The sequence below is a fragment of the Nocardia sp. Root136 genome, from assembly GCF_001427185.1.
In the GTDB taxonomy this organism is placed as follows: domain Bacteria; phylum Actinomycetota; class Actinomycetes; order Mycobacteriales; family Mycobacteriaceae; genus Nocardia; species Nocardia salmonicida.
Map to the genome: position 1 here is coordinate 2,671,716 of NZ_LMFE01000001.1, position 20,480 is coordinate 2,692,195.

The 20,480-nt window shown below is 69.5% G+C and carries 3 protein-coding genes; all 3 read right to left on the reverse strand.

What is annotated here, in order from left to right; translation table 11 throughout:
* The 3 genes from ASD42_RS12215 to ASD42_RS12225 are packed head-to-tail and all read right to left on the reverse strand — an operon-like array spanning position 1 to position 20,308.
* A complete protein-coding gene (locus ASD42_RS12215) occupies positions 1 to 216 on the reverse strand; it encodes an MbtH family protein (protein ID WP_056814159.1) in 216 nt (71 codons plus the stop codon).
* A complete protein-coding gene (locus ASD42_RS12220; RefSeq protein ID WP_056814162.1) occupies positions 213 to 2,339 on the reverse strand; it encodes an AMP-binding protein in 2,127 nt (708 codons plus the stop codon). Before ASD42_RS12220 ends, ASD42_RS12215 begins: the two co-directional genes overlap by 4 nt.
* A complete protein-coding gene (locus ASD42_RS12225) occupies positions 2,339 to 20,308 on the reverse strand; it encodes a non-ribosomal peptide synthase/polyketide synthase (protein ID WP_235569389.1) in 17,970 nt (5,989 codons plus the stop codon). The genes ASD42_RS12220 and ASD42_RS12225 overlap by 1 nt, the downstream gene beginning before the upstream one ends.
* Positions 20,309 to 20,480 lie beyond the last annotated feature (172 nt).

Below are 20,480 nucleotides of genomic sequence, written 5' to 3' on the forward strand. Positions count from 1 at the left end.
TCAGGGCTTGTTGGACATGGCGGCGATGAGGGAGTTGGGGCGCATGTCGAGCCAGTGGGACTCCACGTAGTGCAGGCAGGAGGTTCGGGGGGCGGCGCCGAAGGCTACCGACCAGCCGCCGGGGACGGCGGCGAAGGTGGGCCAGAGGGAGTGTTCACCCTCGGTGTTGACCAGAACGTAGAACTGGGCGTTGTCGTCGTCGAACGGGTTGGTCACGGGGTGGCCTTTCCGAGGAGAGTGCCCAGATGGGCTAATGCTGATGGGGTGCCTTCGATTTCGTGGTGGGCGAGCTCGCTGGTGCGGAACAGGCGGTCGCTGTGGGTGGGGTGGGCGGGAGCGAAGTGCGGGGTGAAGTCGGTGGTGGTGACGCCGTAGGCGGTGATGAGGGTGGCTAACCGGGAGGGGTCGGGCGGCTCGGTGAGGACTACGGTCGCGCCGACGCGAAGGGGTAGCAGGTAGCCGTGCCAGGCGGTGGCGTCGCCGGTGTGGGCCTGGTGCAGGTAGACGTCGCGAGTGGAGAGATGGTGGCGGGCCTGCATGGCGGTCACCCGGTGGACCGCGGCCGCGTGGCTGATGGTGACGCTGTGGGTCGAGCCGGGCGGAAACAGCACGAGGGCGGAGTGCTGCGGCAGGATCGGGGCGCGATGTTCGCCGCGGGCGATCGGTTCGCTGGAGTAGGCCGACAGCGCGACCCGGTCGACCGTGACCGTCGGGATGTCGTAGGCCCCGAGGTGTTCGCGGGCCGCGATGGTCAGGGCCAGTGCGGGGTTGACGACCGGTGGGATCAGGGGGTTCGCGGTGTCGATCGGCACCACGGTGCCACCGGCCTTGAGCACCGCGTAGGTGGCGACCACGAACTCGATGGAACGCGGAACATCTACGAGCACAGCGGATTCGGGTCCGATGCCGAGGGCGGACAGATGCCGGGCCAGTTGGTTGGTGCGCCGGTCGAGGTCACCGTAGGTGATGATCGATGTCGGGCCGTCGCTCGGCGCATGGACGACGGCCGGGTCGAAAGGGGTCGCGGCGGACTGCGCTTCGAATTCGTCGAGCAGGAGCTCGCCCGGCAGTCCCACCGCACCGGAATAGTGCCCGTCGTCGATGCGGCCGACGAATTCGATCTCGGCGGTCCAGGCATCGCCCGGCGGCCTGCGCCGCACCAGGTCGCCGGTGGCGAACATGCGGTCGTCCACCGGGCCGATGGGGTTGGCCAGGAAGGTCGCGGCGGTGGCCTGTCTGCCGACGTAACCGCGCGCCAATTGCACACCGGAGACGTAGAGTTCACCGATCTCACCGTCGGCGACGGGGCACAGGTGCTCGTCGAGGATCAGCAGTTCGACATCGTCGGCGGCCGATCCGAACGGGACCACCTCCAGATCGGCCCCGGTCACCTCGTGCGCGACGAACTCGCCCGCGGTTTCGGGCCTGCCGTAGACATGCCACAGGGTCGCTCCGCTCACCGAGCGCAAGGCGGCAGCGGTTTTCGCGAGCAATGACCCACCGGAGCCGAGCACCACGCGCAGCGAGTCGAGGCGTTCCTCGGCATCGGGCAGCGCCGCCAGTTCGGCCAGCTCGGCATGGTCGAGACATGCTGTGGTCACGCCTGTTCGGGAGATCGCGTCGGCGAGCACTTCCGACGGCGAGACCACCAGCGTGGCACCGGTTTGCAGGGCGAGCAGCATCTCCCCTACCGCGGCCTGCCCGGTCAGCGGTGCGTGCCAGAGCACGGAATCACCAGCGCCGATACCGCAGAGACGCTGACGCCAGCTCGAATTCGCCTGTGCCGCGCGATGCCCGACGACGACCGCGGTGGAGGCGGCGATGTCGACGACGAGATAGGCCGGGTTGTCCGCGGTAGGCCCTGGTAGCTCGTCGGGAGTGATCTCGACGGTGGCGTCGGTGTACAGAACCGGGAACCCGGCCGGGTGCCGTGTCCGGGCGCTCGTGAGGACGAGCGTCGGCGCGGCCAGCGCCGAGGTGCGGCTTTGCACTTCCGCCGGGGTAGCGGGGTCGAGCAGAACGAAGGCACCGCCCGCGGTGAGCACCGCGTGCACGGCGACAACGAGTTCCGCCGAGCGCGGTAGCGACACAGCGACGGTGGTCTCAGGTCCGACGCCGTGCTCGATGAGAGCCGCGGCCAAGGCATCGACACGCTCGGCTAGTTCGCCATAGGTGAGGCCGATTTCGCCGTCGCGCACCGCGAGGATGTCGGGTTCGCTATCGGCGTAGGTGGAGAAGGCGGCGAGCAGGGTCGCCGGGTCACGCGGCCGGTCGCCGTCCAGGTCACGCAGGAGCGCGGCGAGGGTGGCGGCGGTCGTGACCGAATCCGTGTGCGACATCAGAGTTGTCCTTCCGAGTCGTCAGCCGACCCCGCCCCGGCGATTACCGCGGCAGCATCGGTCACCAGTGTTTGCAGAGTGGAAGAGAGACCGACCGCGCCGAGTGCGGCGAGCACGCCGGGCACGAGGCCGGCCAGCGCGACGTTCACCAACGCTTCAGGTTTCATCTTCGCGCCCATCGCCCTGCTCACCGCGGTGAGTTTGGCGTCGAGTGCTCCGTAGGAGATGGCGTGCTCGCCGTGGGCGAATGCCACGGTCGCCGGCGCGAGCCGAGCTGCCGAGCCGACGAGGCCCGGAAGATCGGCGATGGTGTAGGTGCTCGATGGTGGGGTCTTTTCGGCGTCGGTGCGCATGTCGATGGCACGCACCGCCACGGCGGGATCGGCGGCGACGGCGGCGAGGATCTTGCGGAACCGTTCGGCCAGCGCCTCGACCGTCGACGCGTCGAAAAGGTCGATGGCGTAGCCGAAGTGGACATCGAGACCGTCCAGGTCGCCGTTGTCCGCGTAGCGCTGCAGGGCGGTGAGGTGCAGGTCGAACTTGGCTTCCGTCAGGCCGGGGTCCAACGGTCGAACGTGTAGGCCCGGTAGGTCGATACCGCCCGGCGGCATGTTCTGGAAGGTCAGCATCACCTGGAACAGCGGGGTGTAGGCGCCGGTCCGCGTGCGACCCATGGCATCGACCACCTGCTCGAACGGGACGTCGGCGTGGGAGAGGGCGGCCAGGTCGCGTCGCTTGGCCTGGGCCAGCAGGTCGGTGAACGGTGCGCGTGAGTCGACCTCGGTGCGCAGAGCGACGGTGTTGACGAACATGCCGACGAGATCGTCGAGTTCGCGAGCGCCGCGACCGGCTACCGGGGCGCCGATGGTGATGTCGGCGCTGCCTGATTGTTTGGCGAGCAGGACGGCAAGGGCGCTGTGAACCAGTGTGAACAGGGTGGTTCCGTTGGCGCGAGCTACCTGGTCGAGGCTGCGGGTGAGGTCGGCATCGATCTCGAATTCGAGCGTCGCGCCGCGCATCTCACGCCGGGCCGCGCGCGGACGATCTGTCGGCAGCGCCAGCAGTTCGGGCGCGCCCGCGAGTTCGCGGGTCCAGTAGGTGAGCTGCTGGGTGAACACGCTGTCGGGGTCGGCCTCGGTGCCGAGCAACTCGCGTTGCCAGGCGCTGAAGTCGCCGTACTGGATTTCCAGCGGGCTCCAGCCGGGTTCGCGCCCTTGGCTGCGATCGACGTAGGCGCGCACCAGGTCTCGGGTGAGCGGGTCGATCGAGTAGCCGTCGGCACTGATGTGGTGCACCACGACGACGAGGACGTGATCGTTGTCGGCGAGGCGGTAGAGGGCGACTCTGATCGGGGGCGCGGCCGTGATGTCGAAGGGCTGCGCGACCAGTGCCGCGATGCGGGTTTCGACATCGGCGGGCGCGACCGGGATCGGGGTGAGGTCGACGGCCGCGGACCAGGCGGGCATCACCTGTTGCACGGGACCGCCTGCGGTGTCCGGGTAGCGGGTGCGCAGGGTGTCGTGGCGGGCCAGGAGGTCGGCGATCGCCGCTTGTAGGGCCGGCAGGTCCAGGTTTCCGGTCAGGCGGATGGCGGCCGGGATGTGATAGGCCGAGGACTGCGGCGACAGTTGGTGCAGGACCCACATGCGTTGCTGCGCGGGCGAGAGGACCGCGGGACCTTCGCTGGTGCGTTTGGTCAACGGCGGGCGGGCGGCGGTGCGATCGGCGGTGGCGAGGTGTTCGGCCAGTGCGGCCACCGTCGGGGCATCGAAGACCGCTGCTACCGGGACTCGGATGCTGAGCGCGGCGCCGAGGCGCGCGGCCAGCCGGGTGGCCATCAGCGAGTTGCCGCCGAGAGCGAAGAAGTCGTCGTCGAGTCCGGCGGTCGGGCAGCCGATCACCTCGGCGAAAGTCCGGGCGACAAGTTGTTCGACCTCGGTGACCGGGGCGCGGAAGGCCGCCTCGGCGAACTCCGGTTCGGGCAGGTTGGCCCGGTCGACCTTGCCGTTGGCGTTGAGCGGCAGCGCGTCGAGCACCACCAGCGCGGCGGGAACCATGTAGGCGGGCAGGCTCGCGGCGAGTTCGCCGCGCAGTCGGGCCGCGACGGATTGTTCGTCGCCCGGGGTCAGATCGGCGACCGCCGCGTAGGCGATCAGCCGCGCCCCCGCACGCTCGTCGGTCTTGGCCACGGCGACCGCCGCCCGCACATCGGCGCAGCGCAGCAGGGCTGTCTCGACCTCGCCGAGTTCGATGCGGAAGCCACCGATCTTGACTTGGAAGTCCGCGCGTTCGAGGTACTCGAGGGTGCCGTCGGCACGCCACCGCACGATGTCACCGGTGCGGTACATCCGCGATCCGAGCGACGCACCTGCCCTGGTGGTGAAGGGGTTGGCGACGAAGCGGTCGGCGGTGAGCGCGCGGCGGCCGTGGTAGCCGCGGGCGAGTTGGTCTCCGGCCAGGTAGAGCTCGCCTGCTACGCCGATCGGGACCGGCCGTAGACGAGCGTCGAGAACGTAGAGGGCGCTGTTCCACGCCGGGGCACCGATCGGAACAACGTGCGACGGGTCTTGGGCTACTTCGTATTCGGTGATCGAGACGGCGGCCTCGGTCGGGCCGTACAGGTTGTGCAGGGCGGCGGTGGTGCCGCTGGCGCGGAACTGGGTAGCGGTGGCGGCGGGCAGTGCTTCGCCGATGGCGAGGACGGCGCGCAGCGAGACCGGGAGTGCGGTTTCGGTGGTCAGCAACATGCCGACGAGTGACGGCACCGCGTGCAGGACGGTGACGCCGTGCCGGGTCATGGTGGCGCGCAGCCGATCTGGATCACGCTCGTCGCCGGGGCGGGTGACGATCAGGGCACCGCCGGAGCTGAGGGGCGACCAGAACTCCCAGACCGAGAGGTCGAAGGTGGCAGGGGTTTTCAGGAGAACGCGATCGGTGGTGGTCATGGCGAAGCGGTCGTGCAGCCAGGCGAGCTGGTTGACGATCGCGGCATGCGGGACGGCTACGCCCTTGGGGCGACCGGTGGAGCCCGAGGTGAAGATGATGTACGCGGGGTGCTGCGGACGCAGCGGGGCGATGCGCTCGACATCGGTCACCGGTTCGGTCGAGAGATCCTGCAGGGCGCGGTGATCCAGCTCGAAGACGGGGACGTCGACGGAGATCGGGAGACCATCGACCGCGGTGGTGAGCACGCACAGCGGTGCCGCGGTGGCGACGATGTCGGCGATGCGGTCGACGGGATGATCGGGATCGATCGGCACGTACGCGCCGCCCGCCCGGACCACGGCGTGCATGGCGATCACGAGGTCGATACCTCGGCGCATGGCCAGCACGACGGTGCGTTCCGGGCCGACGCCCTCGGCGATCAGGAGCCGAGCGACACGATTGATCTGGGCATCGAAGGTGGCGTAGTCCAGGGATTCGCCGGTCTCGTCGTCTACCAGCGCGAGCGCGGTCGGGGTTCGGTGCGCCTGGCGGGCAACCAGTTCGGCGAGGGTGGTCGACTCGACCGGATGAGCGGTGTCGTTCCACGTTTCGAGGAGCAGGGTGCGGTCGGCGCCGAGCACATCGAGGTCGCCGACGACGACATCCGGTGTAGTGGTGACGGATTCGAGCACTCGGCGCAGCTGACCCACGAAGCGTTCGGCGGTTGCGGCGTCGAACAGATCGGTGGCATAGCCGAGGGCCATCTCGATGCCCGCTGGAGAACCATCGGCGGTGTAGTTGTCGAGGGCGAACAGGTGCAGGTCGAACTGTGCTACGCCGGAATCGAATTCGATGTTCGAGACGGTCAGGCCGGGCAGTTCCAGCTGACCACGCTCGTGGTTCTGGAACGAATAGCCAACTTGGAACAGCGGGTGCCTTGCGGTGGATCGAGCCGGGTTGAGCACCTCGACCAACCGTTCGAACGGCACGTCGGCGTGCGAGAAGGCGGCGATATCGGCGGTGCGTGCCGCGGCGAGCACATCGGTGAACGCGGCGTCGCCCGCGACCTGGGTGCGCAGCACGAGGGTGTTGACGAACATGCCGATGACCTCGTCGAGTTCGGCTTCGCCGCGTCCCGCGTTCGGGGTGCCGACGGCGATATCGGCGGTGCCGGAAACTCTGGCCAGCAGGGCCGCGAAGGCCGCGTGGACCACCATGAACAGGGTGGCACCGTTGCCGCGGCCGAGTGCGATCAGCGCGGCGTGCAGATCGGCGTCGACGGTGAAGCTCACCTTGTCGCCGCGCAGGCTCTGGCGGGCGGGGCGTGGCCGGTCGGTCGGCAGGGCCAGCTGATCGGGCAGTCCGGCGAGCTGGGTCTGCCAGTAGCGGACCTGCTGGGCGGCCACGGATTCCGGATCGGACTCGTCACCGAGCAGTTCGCGTTGCCACAGGGCGTAGTCGGCGAACTGCACGGCGGGCGGCGCCCAACCGGGTGCGGCATCGGCGAGCCGGGCGGTGTAGGCCCGCATCAGGTCGGCCACGAAGGGCGCGACGGAGGAGCCGTCGGCCGCGATGTGGTGCATGACGGCGGCCAGCACGAATTCGGTGTCGGCCACCTGGAACAGGCGCATGCGCACCGGAATCTCGGTGGTGACGTCGAAGGTGGTCTCGGCCAGTTCGCGAATCACCGCGGGCAGGTCCGCGTCGGCGACCGCGATCGGTTCCAGCGACACCACGGCGTCGGCGGCAGCCACGATCGACTGCGTCGGAGTGCCGTCGATATCGGTCCCCGTGGCCCGCGACACCGGGTACATGGTGCGCAGCGACTCGTGCCGGGCGACCACGTCCGACATCGCGGCCTGCAACGCACCGGTATCGAGCGCACCGCTCAGGCGCAGCGCGAACGGGATGTTGTAGGCCACCGACGCGCCGTCGAAGCGGTTGAGGAACCACATCCGCTGCTGAGCCGGGGACAGCGGAAGGAACTCGGGACGGGCCCGGCCCACCAGCGCGGGCCGATCGACCTCGGACTGCGCGTCGACGGCGGCGGCCAACTCGGCGACGCGCGGCGTCTCGAACAGGGTCCGCACACCGACGCGCCGGTCGAGGGCAGCACCGATGCGGGCGACGGCCTTGGCTGCCAGCAGCGAGCTGCCGCCGAGGGCGAAGAAGTCGTCGTCGGCGCCGACCGGCTGCCCGTCGGTACGGCCGAGGACCTCGGTGTAGACGTCGGCGATGATCTGCTCGGTGATCGTGGCGGGCTTGCGGTAGGCGGTGGTCTCGAAGACGGGTGCCGGGAGCGCGGCACGGTCGAGCTTGCCGTTGACCGTGAGCGGGATGCGGTCGACCAGTACCACGGCAGCCGGGAGCATGTGTTCGGGCAGGGTCCGCGCCAGCTCATTGCGCAGGTCGGCGGTGTCGACGTGGGTCGATTCCGCGACCAGGTAGGCCACGATTCGCGGCTCGTCGACCAGGTCGGTACGGACGAGGACCGCCACTTCGCGCGGGGCCACCGAACTGCGCAGCAGCGCGGCCTCGATCTCGCCGAGCTCGACGCGGAAGCCGCGCAGATTCACCTGCTGGTCGGCACGACCCAGGTATTCGAGTTCGGCGGCTGCCGAAGCCGGCGACGCGAGATCGTCCGGCGCTACCGTCCAGCGTGCGAGGTCGCCCGAGCGGTAGGCGACGGATCCGGCGGGCCCGTAGGGGTCGGCGACGAAGCGGCTCGCGGTCAGGTCGGGTCGACCCAGGTAGCCGCGCGCCAACTGCGGTCCGGAGACGTAGATCTCGCCGGGCACGCCGACCGGAACGGGGCGCAGACGCGAATCCAGCACGCGCACTGTCAGTCCCGCGATGGCGCCGCCGATCACGCTGGCGGAACCCGTGTTCGGGGTGATCTCCCGGTAGGAGGCGTGCACGGTGGTCTCGGTGATGCCGTACATGTTCACCATGCGGGGCGAGTCCGGGTAGCGGGCGAACCAGCCGGCCAGGCGTTGGGGTTCGAGCGCCTCGCCACCGAAGATCACTGTGCGCAAGGCATATTCGGTGGGTTCGAGCGTGGCCAGGTCGGCGGCGACGAGCCCGTAGAACGCTGACGGCGTCTGATTGAGCACGGTGACGCGTTCGGCGCGCAACAGCTCGCGGAACTGTTCGGGCGAGCGGGAGGTGAAGTAGTCGACCAAGACGATCGAGCCGCCGTGCAGCAGGGCGCCCCACAGCTCCCACACCGAGAAGTCGAAGGCATAGGAGTGGAACATCGTCCACACATCCGAGGGGCCGAAGTCGAAACGCGCCGCGGTGTTGTCCAGCAAGGCCACGACATTCGCGTGCGGTACGACGACGCCCTTGGGGCGGCCGGTCGAGCCGGAGGTGTAGATGACATAGGCGGCATTCGTGGGCGTCAAGGGCGTACGCCGGTCCGCGTCGGTCAGGGGTTCGGCGGCGAAGTCGGACAGGTTGCCCGCGTCGGGGTCGATGACCGGGCCACCGAACCAGTCGGGCGCCAGGCCGGTGTCAGCGTTGGTGATGGCGCAGTGCGGGCGGGCATCGTCCAGCACGTATTCGATGCGATCGGCTGGGTAGTTGGGGTCGATCGGCAGGTAGCCGCCGCCCGCCTTCAGCACGGCGAGCAGGGCGACGGGCAACTCCACTGAACGCGGAAGTGCTACCGCTACGAGCGATTCCGGGCCGACACCCGCGGCGACGAGACGCCGGGCCAGGCGGTTGGACCAGGCGTCGAGCTCGCCGTAGCTCAGGGTGAGCTCGCCGGCCTTCACGGCGACGGCGTTCGGATCGAGGGCGGCGGCGCGGGCGAATCGGTTCACCATGGTGTCGGCGGCGGCCACCGAAGCGCCGGTGGACGACCAATCGTGCAGGGTGCGCTGCTGCTCTTCGGCACTGAGCAGTTGGATGTCGCCCACCACGACGGTCGGGTCGGCGACGACGGCGGCCAGCACCTGGGTGAAGCGACGAGCCAGCACCGCGACGCTGCCCTCGTCGAACAGATCGGTGGCGTAGGCGATTTCGATCGACATGCCGTTCGCGCGTCCATCGATGTCGTCGGATTCGCCGACGGTGAACTGCAGGTCGAACTTCGCCACGGCGGCATCGAAATCGACAGGGTCGACACGCAGCCCCGCGGCCTCCAGCGCGGGGACGGTGAAGTTCTGCAGAACCAGTGCCACCTGGAACAGCGGGTGGCGGTTGCGAGCTCGCGCCGGGTCGACGGCATCCACGACCTGCTCGAACGGGATGTCGGCGTGCGAGAGGGCGTCCAGGTCGCCCGCGCGGACAGCGTCGAGGGCAGTCTCGAATTCGACGCGCGGATCGATCTGGGTGCGCAGGACCAGGGTGTTGACGAACATGCCGATCAGGCCGTCGAGGGCGGCCTCGCCACGGCCCGCCACCGGAGTGCCGATGGCGATGTCGCTGCCGCCGGACAGGCGAGCCAGGAGGACGGCCAGGGCCGCGTGCACGGTGCTGAACAGGGTGGCCTCGTGCTTGCGGGCCAGTTCGCGCAGTTCGCTGTGCAGATCGGAGTCGATCTGGAAGCGGTGGACGGCGCCACGGTAGGTGGATTCGGCGGGGCGGGGACGGTCGGTCGGCAGGTCGAGCTGCTCGGGCAGGCCGGCCAGGCCGTGGCGCCAGAAGGCCAGTTGGGTGTGTGCCTGCGATTCGGAATCTGTCGCGTCACCGAGGTTTTCGTGCTGCCAGAGTGTGTAGTCGGCGTACTGGATCGGCAGCGGGGCCCAGGTCGGGGTGGTCCCTTCGCGGCGGGCGGCGTAGGCGGCCATCAGGTCGGCGGCCAGCGGGCCGAGCGAGAAACCGTCCGCGGCGATGTGGTGGACCACCAGGACGAGCACGTGGTCGCCGTTCACCGCGAACAAGGCCGCACGCAGCGGGATTTCGGTAGTGAGGTCGAATCGAACGGCGGCGCAGGACAACAGGCGTTCGGGCAGTTCCGCCTCGGCGATCGCCTCGGGCCGCAGGGTGAGTTCTGCCGTGTCCGAGATCAGCTGTTCGGCGCCCTCCGCACCGTCGGGGTAGCTGGTTCGCAGGGTCTCGTGCCGGGTGACCACGTCGGTGAGGGCGGCTTCGAGGGCGGCGATATCGAGGTCGCCGGTGAGCCGCAGCGCGACCGGGATGTTGTCGACGGCATCGCCGATACCGTCGACGTCGGCTAGGTAGCGGTTGAGGAACCACATCCGGCGCTGCGCGGCCGACAGCGGAATCCGCTGTGGCCGTTCGCGAGTGGTGAGTTCGAGGCGGCCACCGGTGCCGCGCAGGGCGGTGCACCGGTGGGCCAGGTCGGCCACGGTCGACGCGTCGAACAGCAACCGGACCGGGATCTGGGTGTCGAGGGCGGCGCCGAGGCGGGCCGCGACCTGGGTGGCATTGAGGGAGTTGCCGCCGAGGGCGAAGAAATCGTCGTCGAGACCGACTTCGCGATCGGCGGGGAAACCGAGGACCGTCGCGAACGTGGCTGCCACGATGCGAGCGACCTCGGTGGTCGGCGCACGGAACACCGCGGCTTCGAAACTCGGTGCGGGCAGCGACTTCCGGTCGAGCTTGCCGGAGGTGTTGAGCGGGAACTCGTCGAGGACCACGAACGCCGCGGGGACCATGTAGGCGGGCAGGGTACGGATCAGCGTGGACTTCACCGCATCCACGTCGAGGTGCTGTGGTGCGACGAGATACGCCACCAGGGCGTCGTCGCGGACGATGACCGCGGCCTGGGTGATCTCGGGAAGTCCGGACAGAACGGCTTCGATTTCGCCGAGTTCGATCCGCAGACCACGCAGCTTCACTTGGAAGTCGGTGCGGCCCAAATACTCCAGCTCACCGTCCGTGGTCCACGTGACGAGGTCGCCGGTGCGGTACATGCGCTCGGCGGGGGTGAACGGGTCGGCGACGAAGCGGTCCGCGGTGAGGTCGGCACGGCCCGCGTAGCCTCGCGCCAGTTGAGCACCTGCCAGGTACAGCTCGCCGGGAACGCCGACGGGGACCGGATGCAGTCGACCGTCGAGGACGTACACCCGGGTGTTGTGCACAGGCGCGCCGATCGGGACAGAGACGGTGTCGGCGTCGATCACCTCGTGGAAGGTGACGTCGACCGCGGCCTCGGTGGGGCCGTACAAGTTGTGCACAGCCGTACCGGTGCGTCGGCGCAGCAGTTGGGCGGGCGTGGGCGGCAGCGCCTCGCCCGATGCGAACACCAGGCGCAGCGATGCACAGCTCGCGGTGGTCGCAGCTCTCGCTTCGTCGAGCGCGGCGACGAAGACGGCCAGCATCGAGGGGACGAAGTGAGCGACGGTGATCCGCTCGGTGTCGATCAGCTGGGCCAGGTAGGCCGGGTCGCGGTGGCCGTCGGGGCGGGCCAGCACGAGGCGGGCACCGATCTGCAAGGGCCAGAAGAACTCCCACACCGACACATCGAAGGTGGCGGGGGTCTTCTGCAGGACGACGTCGTCGGGGGTGAGGCGGTAGGCGTCCTGCATCCACACCAGGCGGTTGACGATGGCGGCGTGGGAGACGACGACGCCCTTGGGCTGACCGGTGGAGCCGGAGGTGAAGATCAGGTAGGCGGCGTTGCCTGGAGTCAGGGTGGCGAGGCGGTCGGCGTCGGTGATCGGCTCGGACGAGTAGTCGGTGGTGTCGAGTTGCTCGAGGTCGAGAATCGCGGGGTGAGCGGTCACGCGCGCGTCCTCGCGATCCTGCGCGGACAGGTCGACGTCGTCGATCGCGCGGGTCAGGACGCAGACCGGGTCGGCGGCGTCGATCACCTGGGCGATGCGCTCGGCCGGGTGGTCCGGGTCGAGCGGCACATAGGCGCCGCCCGCGGCGAGGACCGCGTACATGGCGACGACCAGGTCGGTCGAGCGACGCATACCGAGAGCCACGGTGCGATCGGGGCGAACACCGATCGAGATCAGCAGGCGAGCAAGGCGATTCACCTGGGCGGCGAGCTCGGCGTAGCTCAGCGATTCGCCGTCGAAGCTCACGGCGGTCGCATCCGGGGTGCGCTGGGCCTGCGCGGTGAACAGCGAGACCAGCGTCATGCGCTCGTCGACCGGGTACGCGGTGGCGTTCCAGGTGTCGAGCAGGTGGGTGCGCTCCGCGGTGTCGAGCAGGTCGATGTCGCCGATCACGACGGTGGGATCGGCGGTCACCGTATCCAGCATTCGCAGGAAACGGGTGCCGAGATCTGTGATGGTCTGCGCGTCGAAGAGGTCCGTCGCGTACTCGAAGCGGCCGAAGAGTCCGTCGGAGGTCTCGCGCAGGGTGAGGTGCAGGTCGAATTTGGCTGTGTGGGTGTCGATCTCGATTTCCGTGGCGGTCAAGCCCGCGAGTTCGAGTTCGGTTCGGGAGTTGTTCTGGAAGTCGAGCATCACCTGGAACAACGGGTGCCGCGCGGTCGAGCGCTCGGGATTGAGCGCCTCGACGAGACGGTCGAAGGTGACGTCGGTGTTGGCCAGGGCGCGCAGGTCGCTGTCGCGGACCGTGCCGAGGAGTTCGGTGAAGGTGGCGTCGGGCCGGATCCGGGCCCGCAGCACGAGCGTGTTGACGAACATCCCGACCAGGTCGTCGAGCGCCTGGTCACCGCGGCCCGCGACCGGAGTGCCGATCGAGATGTCCTGTTGGCCGGACAGTTTGGTGAGTGTGGCGGCGAATACGGTGTGCAGCACCATGAACAGCGAGGCGCCGGCATCCGCGCCGAGGCCGCGCAGTCGTTCGGTGATCGCGGCGGGCACCGTGAAGGTCTGGCGCGCACCGCGACCCGAGGCCACCGCCGGGCGCGGACGGTCACTCGGCAGCGAGAGCAGGTCGGGCAGATCCGCCAGTTCAGCGGTCCAGAAGGCGATCTGGCGCGACAGGGAGGAGTCGGCGTCGTCCTCGGCACCGAGGGCATCGCGCTGCCAGAGGGCGAAGTCGGCGTATTGCACCGGCAGTGGCGTCCACTGGGGTGCGGCGCCCGCCCGGTGAGCGGCGTAGGCGACCATCACGTCACGGGTCAGTGGTGCGACCGACCAGCCGTCGGCGGCGATGTGGTGCAGCACGAGGACGAGGACGTGCTCGTCGGTGTCGGTGTGCAGCAGATGCAGGCGGACCGGGGGTTCCTGGTCGACCGTGAACGGGACAGCCGCCAGCGCGCGGATCCGGCTGTCGAGGTCGACCGGGGCGATCGCATGCGGTTCGAGGGTGATCGTCAGCTGGTCGGCGTCGAGCACCTGCTGGTACGGGATGCCGTCGACGGCGGGGTAGCGGGTCCGCAGCGCTTCGTGCCTGGCGAAGACCGCGGCGACGGCCGCGTTCATCGCGGTGTAGTCGATGGCGCCGGTCAGGCGGATGGCGGCGGCGATATTGTCGGCGACCGATTCGGCGTCGAACTGGTTCAGGAACCACATGCGCTGCTGGGCGTACGACAGCGGAACCCGGTGCGGCCGTTCGCCTGCCACCAGGGCGGGCCTCGGCGCGACCGCTTCCGCGGAATCGAGCACGGCGGCCAGTGCGGCCACGGTCGGCGCCTCGAACAGCACCTTCAGCGACACCGCGCGACCGAGCGTGGTCCCGAGGCGAGACACCACCTGGGTGGCGACGAGGGAGTTGCCGCCGAGCGCGAAGAAGTCGTCGTCGGCGCCGACCTGCTCGACCCCGAGCACCTCGCCGAACACCTGAGCCACCGCGGCCTCGATGCCCGCGGCGGGCGCACGGAAGGCGCGCGCGGTGAACACCGGCTCCGGCAGCGACTTGCGGTCGAGCTTGCCGTTGGGGGTGAGCGGCAGCGCATCGATCACGACGAACGCGGACGGCACCATGTGCGGGGCGAGGGTGCCACGCAGGGCAGCGGTGATCGCGTCGACCTCGAGAGCCACTGCCGTCGTATCGACAGCTCGGTCTCCGGTGGCAGCGGGCACCAGGTAAGCGACGAGCTGGTCGCCGCGGTGGGCGTCGGCACGGACGAGCACGACGGCCTGGCGGATCGACGGCAGGGCGAGCAGGGCGGTTTCGATTTCGCCGAGTTCGATCCGGAAGCCGCGGAGTTTGACCTGGTCATCGTTACGACCCAGGTACTCGAGGGTGCCCTCGGTGGTCCAGCGGACCAGGTCGCCGGTGCGGTACATGCGCTCGGACGGCGCCCACGGGCAGGCGACGAACCGCGCCGCGGTGAGGGCCGCGCGGGAGCGGTAGCCACGGGCCAGCTGGGCGCCCGCGACGTACAGCTCGCCCGCGACACCGGTGGGGACCGGTTGCAGCCGCGCGTCGAGTACCCACTGGGTGATGCCGCGCAGTGGGGTGCCGAGGGTCAGCGGGGAATCCGCGGTGAGGGGGGCACTGATATTGGTGGCGACCGTTGTCTCGGAGGGGCCGTAGGCGTTCACGAACGCGCGCGGGACGGGGCCGGTGGTCCAGCGGGCGATCAGGTCGGGCGGGCAGGCTTCGCCGCCGACCATCACCATGCGAAGGGCGTCGAGTCGAGCGGGGTCGAGCACGGCAAGACCGGAGGGCGTCATCAGCGCGTGGGTGACGCGCTGTTCCGACAGCAGTTGGGCCAGTTCGTCTCCCACATGGCGACCCAGCGGGGCGATCACCAGCGTCGCGGCGGAGTTCACGGCGAGCAGGAATTCCATCACCGAGATGTCGAAGGACGGGGAGCCGACCTGGAGGACGCGAGCGTCGGCGGAGCCGAACATGCGGGCGGTTTCCTCGGCGGCGAAACCGGCGATGCCCGCCTGGGTGACCAGCACCCCCTTGGGCAGGCCGGTGGAGCCGGAGGTGTAGATGACGTAGGCGAGGTGCTCGGTGCGCAGGGGTCGAACGCGCTCGACGTCGGTGACGGGGTCGCTGGAACGCCCGGCGCATTCGGCCATCAGCTTCAGTTCGTCGAGGACCAGCCAGTCGATCGAGCCGGGCAGTGCGGGCTGCGACTCGGACACTGTAAGACCCAGTCGCGCACCGGAATCAGCCACCATATGGGTGATCCGATCGAGCGGGTAGCTCGGGTCGACGGGCAGCCAGGCCGCACCTGACTTGGCGACAGCCCACACCGCGAGGACCGACTCGATGGAGCGGGGGATGCCGACGGCGATGACGTCGTCGGGACCGATGCCACTGTCGATGAGGACCCTGGCCAGGCGTGACGACGCCCGGTCGAGTTCACGGTAGGTGAGGGTGCGGTCGCCGTCGGTCACGGCATCGCGATCCGCATCGGCCGCGACGGCCCTGGCCAGGAGGTCGGGTAGCAGGCCGGTGGCGGTCACCGGCGCTCCGCGCATCCCGACGAGCCGGGCGTGTTCGTGCGGCGACAGCAGCGCGAGGTCACCGACCGCAGTGTCGGGGGCGGTGACCGCCGCGGCCAGTAGTCGCACGAAACGCGCGCCGAGAGTGTGCATCTCGGGCTCGTCGAAGAGGTCGGTGGCATACAGGGTGACGGCGTCGATGCCGTCGGGTTCGCCCGCGGCACCGCGTCGTTCGGCGAGGGTGAGCTGTAGGTCGAACTTGGTGATGTCGAGTTCGATCTCACGCACCGTGACCGGCGAACCTGCCAGTTCGAAGGTGGTGTCGAGCACGGCCTGGAAGTTGAGCGCCACCTGGAACAGCGGGTGCCGCGACTGCGAGCGAGCCGGGTTGACGACGTCGACCAGGCGATCGAAGGGAACGGTGGCATGGGCGAAGGCGGCCAGGTCGGTTTCCCGGGTGCCTTCGAGCGCGGCGGTGAAACTCGCCGCCGGATCGACCTCGGTGCGCAGAACCAGGGTGTTGACGAACATGCCGATCAGGTCGTCGATGGCACGGTCACCACGGCCCGCGACGCCGGTACCGATGGCGATGTCGGTGGTCCCGGACAGGCGCGCGAGGAGCACGGCCAGCGCGGTGTGCAGGACCATGAACAGCGAGGCGCCCGCCTGCTGGGCCAGATCGGCGAGCCGCCGATGCAGGTCGGCGTCGATGGTGAAGGCGGTGCGTGCGCCGCGCATGCTCGGCTCGACCGGCCGCTGCCGGGCCGAGGGCAGCTCGAGCTGGTCGGGCAGTCCCGCCAGAGTCCGCTCCCAGAAAGAGATCTCGCGCGAGGCCAGCGACTGCGGATCAGCTTCGGTGCCGAGCAGCTCGCGCTGCCAGAGGGCATAGTCGGCGTACTGCACACTCAGCGGCGACCAACCCGGATCGACGCCGTCGGCCGCGGCACGGTAGGCGGTGAGTACATCGCGGACGAGCACCTGCAGCGAAACGCCGTCTGCCGCGATGTGATGCAGCACGACTGCGAGTACGCACTCCCCTGCCTGGATGTCCGCGATGGGCTCGGCGAGCCGCGAGGCGGAGTTGTCCACAGCGCTGTCGACAGCATCAGGGACGACGAAGATGCCCGCGCGGAAAGGAGCTTCGCGTTCGAGATCGAACCCGGCGCGAGCGAAGCGAGTCAGCTCGGCGTCGAGGTCGGCGGCCGACACTGCGACGGGATCACCGATGCGGACCGAACCAGCATCGCGGACGACCTGCTCGGCAACCTCGCCACCAGGGGCGTCGACCGCGGGGAACACGGTGCGCAGGGCCTCGTGGCGGTCGACGACCTTGTGCAGCGCGGCGACCAAGGCGGGGAGATCGGCGGTGCCGCGCAGGCGGACGACGAACGGCATGTTGTAGCCGGGGGCCGAGGGGTCGAAGCGGTTGAGGAACCAGATTCGTTGCTGCGCGGGGGAAAGCGGGATCAGCGCCGGGCGGGGGCGAGCGGCGAGCACGGGGAGCTGAGCCGAGACACCGGTGTCGTCACGTTCGGCGACGGCGGCGGCGAGGCGGGCGACGGTGGTCGCGCCGAACAGATCGCGCACGCCGAGGCGGCAGCCGAGGTCGGCGCCGAGGCGGGCCGCGACCTGGGTGGCCACCAGGCTGTTGCCGCCGAGGGCGAAGAAGTCGTCGTCGCGACCGATGCGATCGAGGCCGAGTACCTCGCCGAACACCCTGGCCACCGTCTGCTCCACCGGGCCGACCGGTTCGGCGTAGGTGACGACGGTGCGGACGGGTGCGGGCAGAGCCTTGCGATCGAGCTTGCCCGACGCGTTCACCGGAAGGGCATCGAGCAGCACGAACGCGGCGGGCACCATGTAGGCGGGCAGCGCGCGCAGCGCGGTCTCGCGCAGATCATCGATCGCGACCGCGCCCGGCTCGGCTTCCACCACATAGGCGACCAACTGCTCGCCGACGCCCGCGTCGTCACGGACCATGACCACGGCGCGCGCCGCGGAGTCGACGCTCTCCAGAACGGCCTCGATCTCGCCGAGCTCGATCCGCAGACCACGCAGCTTCACCTGAAAATCGGTGCGCCCCAGATATTCCAGCTCACCATTGGTGGTCCAGCGGACCAGGTCACCGGTGCGGTACATCCGCTCACCCGGCAGCGGGTGCACGACAGCGACACCGGATCCGCCCTCGGCGACCGAGCGCCCGGAGTCGGCGGACACCACCGCGGGCGCGGCGACGAAACGTCCGGCGGTGAGCTCGGGACGTCCTACATAACCCCGGGCGAGCTGTACCCCCGACAGATACAGCTCACCCGGAGCCCCGACCGGAACAGGCCGCAGCCGTGAGTCGAGAACATGGAGCCGGGTGTTGAACACCGGCGCGCCGATCGGCACCGTGACCCGGTCGCTGTCGTTCACCTCGTGGAAGGTGACGTCGACGGCGGCCTCGGTCGGGCCGTAAAGATTGTGGAGCCGGGCACCGGTCAGCAGCCGCAGGCGCTGGGCGGGCGCGGCGGGCAGCGCCTCACCGGAGGCGAAGACCAGCCGCAGCGAGGTGCGCTCGGCGATTTCCTGTTGGGCCAGAAAGACTTCCAGCATCGACGGCACGAAATGTGCCACGGTGACGCCGTATTCGGCTATCACGCGGCGCAGGTAGCCGGGATCACGGTGGCCGTCCGGCTCAGCCAGGAGCAGCGTCGCGCCGATCTGCAAGGGCCAGAAGAACTCCCACACCGACACATCGAATGTGATCGGGGTCTTCTGCAACACCACGTCGACGCCGTGCAGCCGGTAGGTCTGCTGCATCCACACCAGCCGGTTCACGATCGCGGCGTGCTCGACGGCGACGCCCTTGGGCAGACCGGTGGAGCCGGAGGTGAAGATGACATACGCGGGGTGACCTGGGCGCAGCGGCACGGTGCGGTCGGCATCGTTCAGCGGGGCGTCGTCGTAGCCGCTCAGATCGAGCGTGTCCACAGTCAGCACCGGCAGCCCGTCGACGGGCGCGCGGTCGCGGGTGGTTGTGAGCACCGCGGCCGGGGCGGCGGTGGCGAGGATGTGCGCGATGCGCTCGGCCGGGTGATCCGGGTCGATCGGCACGTAGGCCGCGCCCGCGGCGAGCACCGCGTACATCGCCACGACCAGTTCGGGCGAACGCCGAATACTCAGCGCCACCAGCGATTCCGGGCCGATGCCGTCTGCCCGCAGGCGCCGGGCCAGCTGGTTGACCCGCTGGGCCAGCTCGCGATAGGTCAGCGTCGCGTCCTCGGTGGGCGAGGACGTCGCCATCCGCACGGCCACATCGTCGGGGGTACGCGCGACCTGGGCTTCGAACAGGGCGGGCAGGGTGGCCGCCGGCACCGAACGTTCGGCCAGCGCGGCATCGACATCGAACCGGGTGGAGTTCCAGATCCTCGTGCTGACCTGGAGTTCCAGCTCGGTCGCCACCTCGATCGCGCTCAGCGCGGTATCGAGGTCGGCAGCGGCCAAGCGCTCGAGGAAACCGAGGAAACGGGCGTGATGCCTGGCCAGGGTGTCGGCGTCGTAGAGGTGCGGGTTGGCCTCGAAATCAACGTGCACCCGATCGCGGTCGCCGTAGTAGACATTGAGACTCAGGTCCTCGATCGGACCGGTGGACAGCACCCGATAGCGGCCGGTGGTGGTACCGAGCGTCAGGTCACTGCGGAAGAGCATGAAGTTGGCGAGCGGACCGAACAGCGCACGCCGGGCGGGGCGGCCGTCGTCCTCGGCGTCGCGGCGGATGTCCTCGGCACGGTAGCGCTGATGGCGCAGCGCACCCGCCACCTCCACCCGCGCCGCCCGCAGCAGCTCACCCCAGGTAGCGGCCGAACCCGCCGCGCCCGTGGGGAGTCGCAGCGGCACGATATTGGACAGCATCCCCGCCGAGCGGCGCATGACCGCGGTGGTGCGGGCGGTGACGGGCAGGCTCAGCACCGCGTCCGGGCGGTCGGTGAGGCGGCCCAGGTAGGCGGCGAAGGCGGCGAGGAGTACTGCGGAGATCGCCGAATCATCGCTGGCGGCAATGGTTTCCAGCCGGTCGACCAATTTCTCCGACAGGCGCCCACCGGTCACCAGGTTGATCGCCGAGCGCGGCGCGGTGCGGCCGTCGAGCGCGGTGGGACTGTCCAGGCCCGCGATGCGCTGGGCCCAGTGCTCACGATCGCCGAGGAAACGGGTGCTTTCGCGGTACCGCTGTTCGCCCTCGACCAGCGCCGACAGCTCGCCCGGCACCACCTCGCGGGCCGGGATGTCGAGCATCCGCGCGGTGTAGAGCTCGGCGACGCGCTGGGAGTTGGTGAACGCGCCGTACCCATCGAGCACGATGTGATGGCCGCGCAGATACCAGAACCACCGCGCTTCGCCGACCCGCAGCACCGCACCCGCCACCAGCCGGTCGGTGAACAGGTCGATGGGGGCGCCGAACTCGGCGCGCATCCATTCCTGCGCGGCTGCCACGGGGTCGTCGTGGTGGCGAAGATCGATCAGCGGCAGCTCCTGCTCGACCGCGATGGTGTGGTCGACGTACTGGTGCGGGACACCGTCGAATTCGCCGATGCGCACCAGCGGCGAGCCGTAGGCGTGCGCGGCCTCGGCCGAAACCTGCTGCAGCACAGCGATATCGAGCTCGCCGTCGATGTCGACGTACTGGGCGATGGTGATCGGGACATCGGGGTCGAGCAGCTGCGCGTACCAGACGCCCAGCTGGGCCGGGGTCAGCGGAAACGGCAGGCCGACGACCTGCGCTTCCTGTGGTCGCGCACTGAACCCACCCAACTCCGTACCGTGCACCAGAGCCTCCTCGAATCGCGAAAGAACAGCAGATCGAATGTTTTCGGGCAGCACGAATACACCTCGTGAACCGGAAGATTCGATATGAACGCGGTGGGCGTGACGCCACACTCGCGCAAGATCCCCGACAGATCATATGGACGAGATCGGCGACCACTGGTCGCCGAAGCAA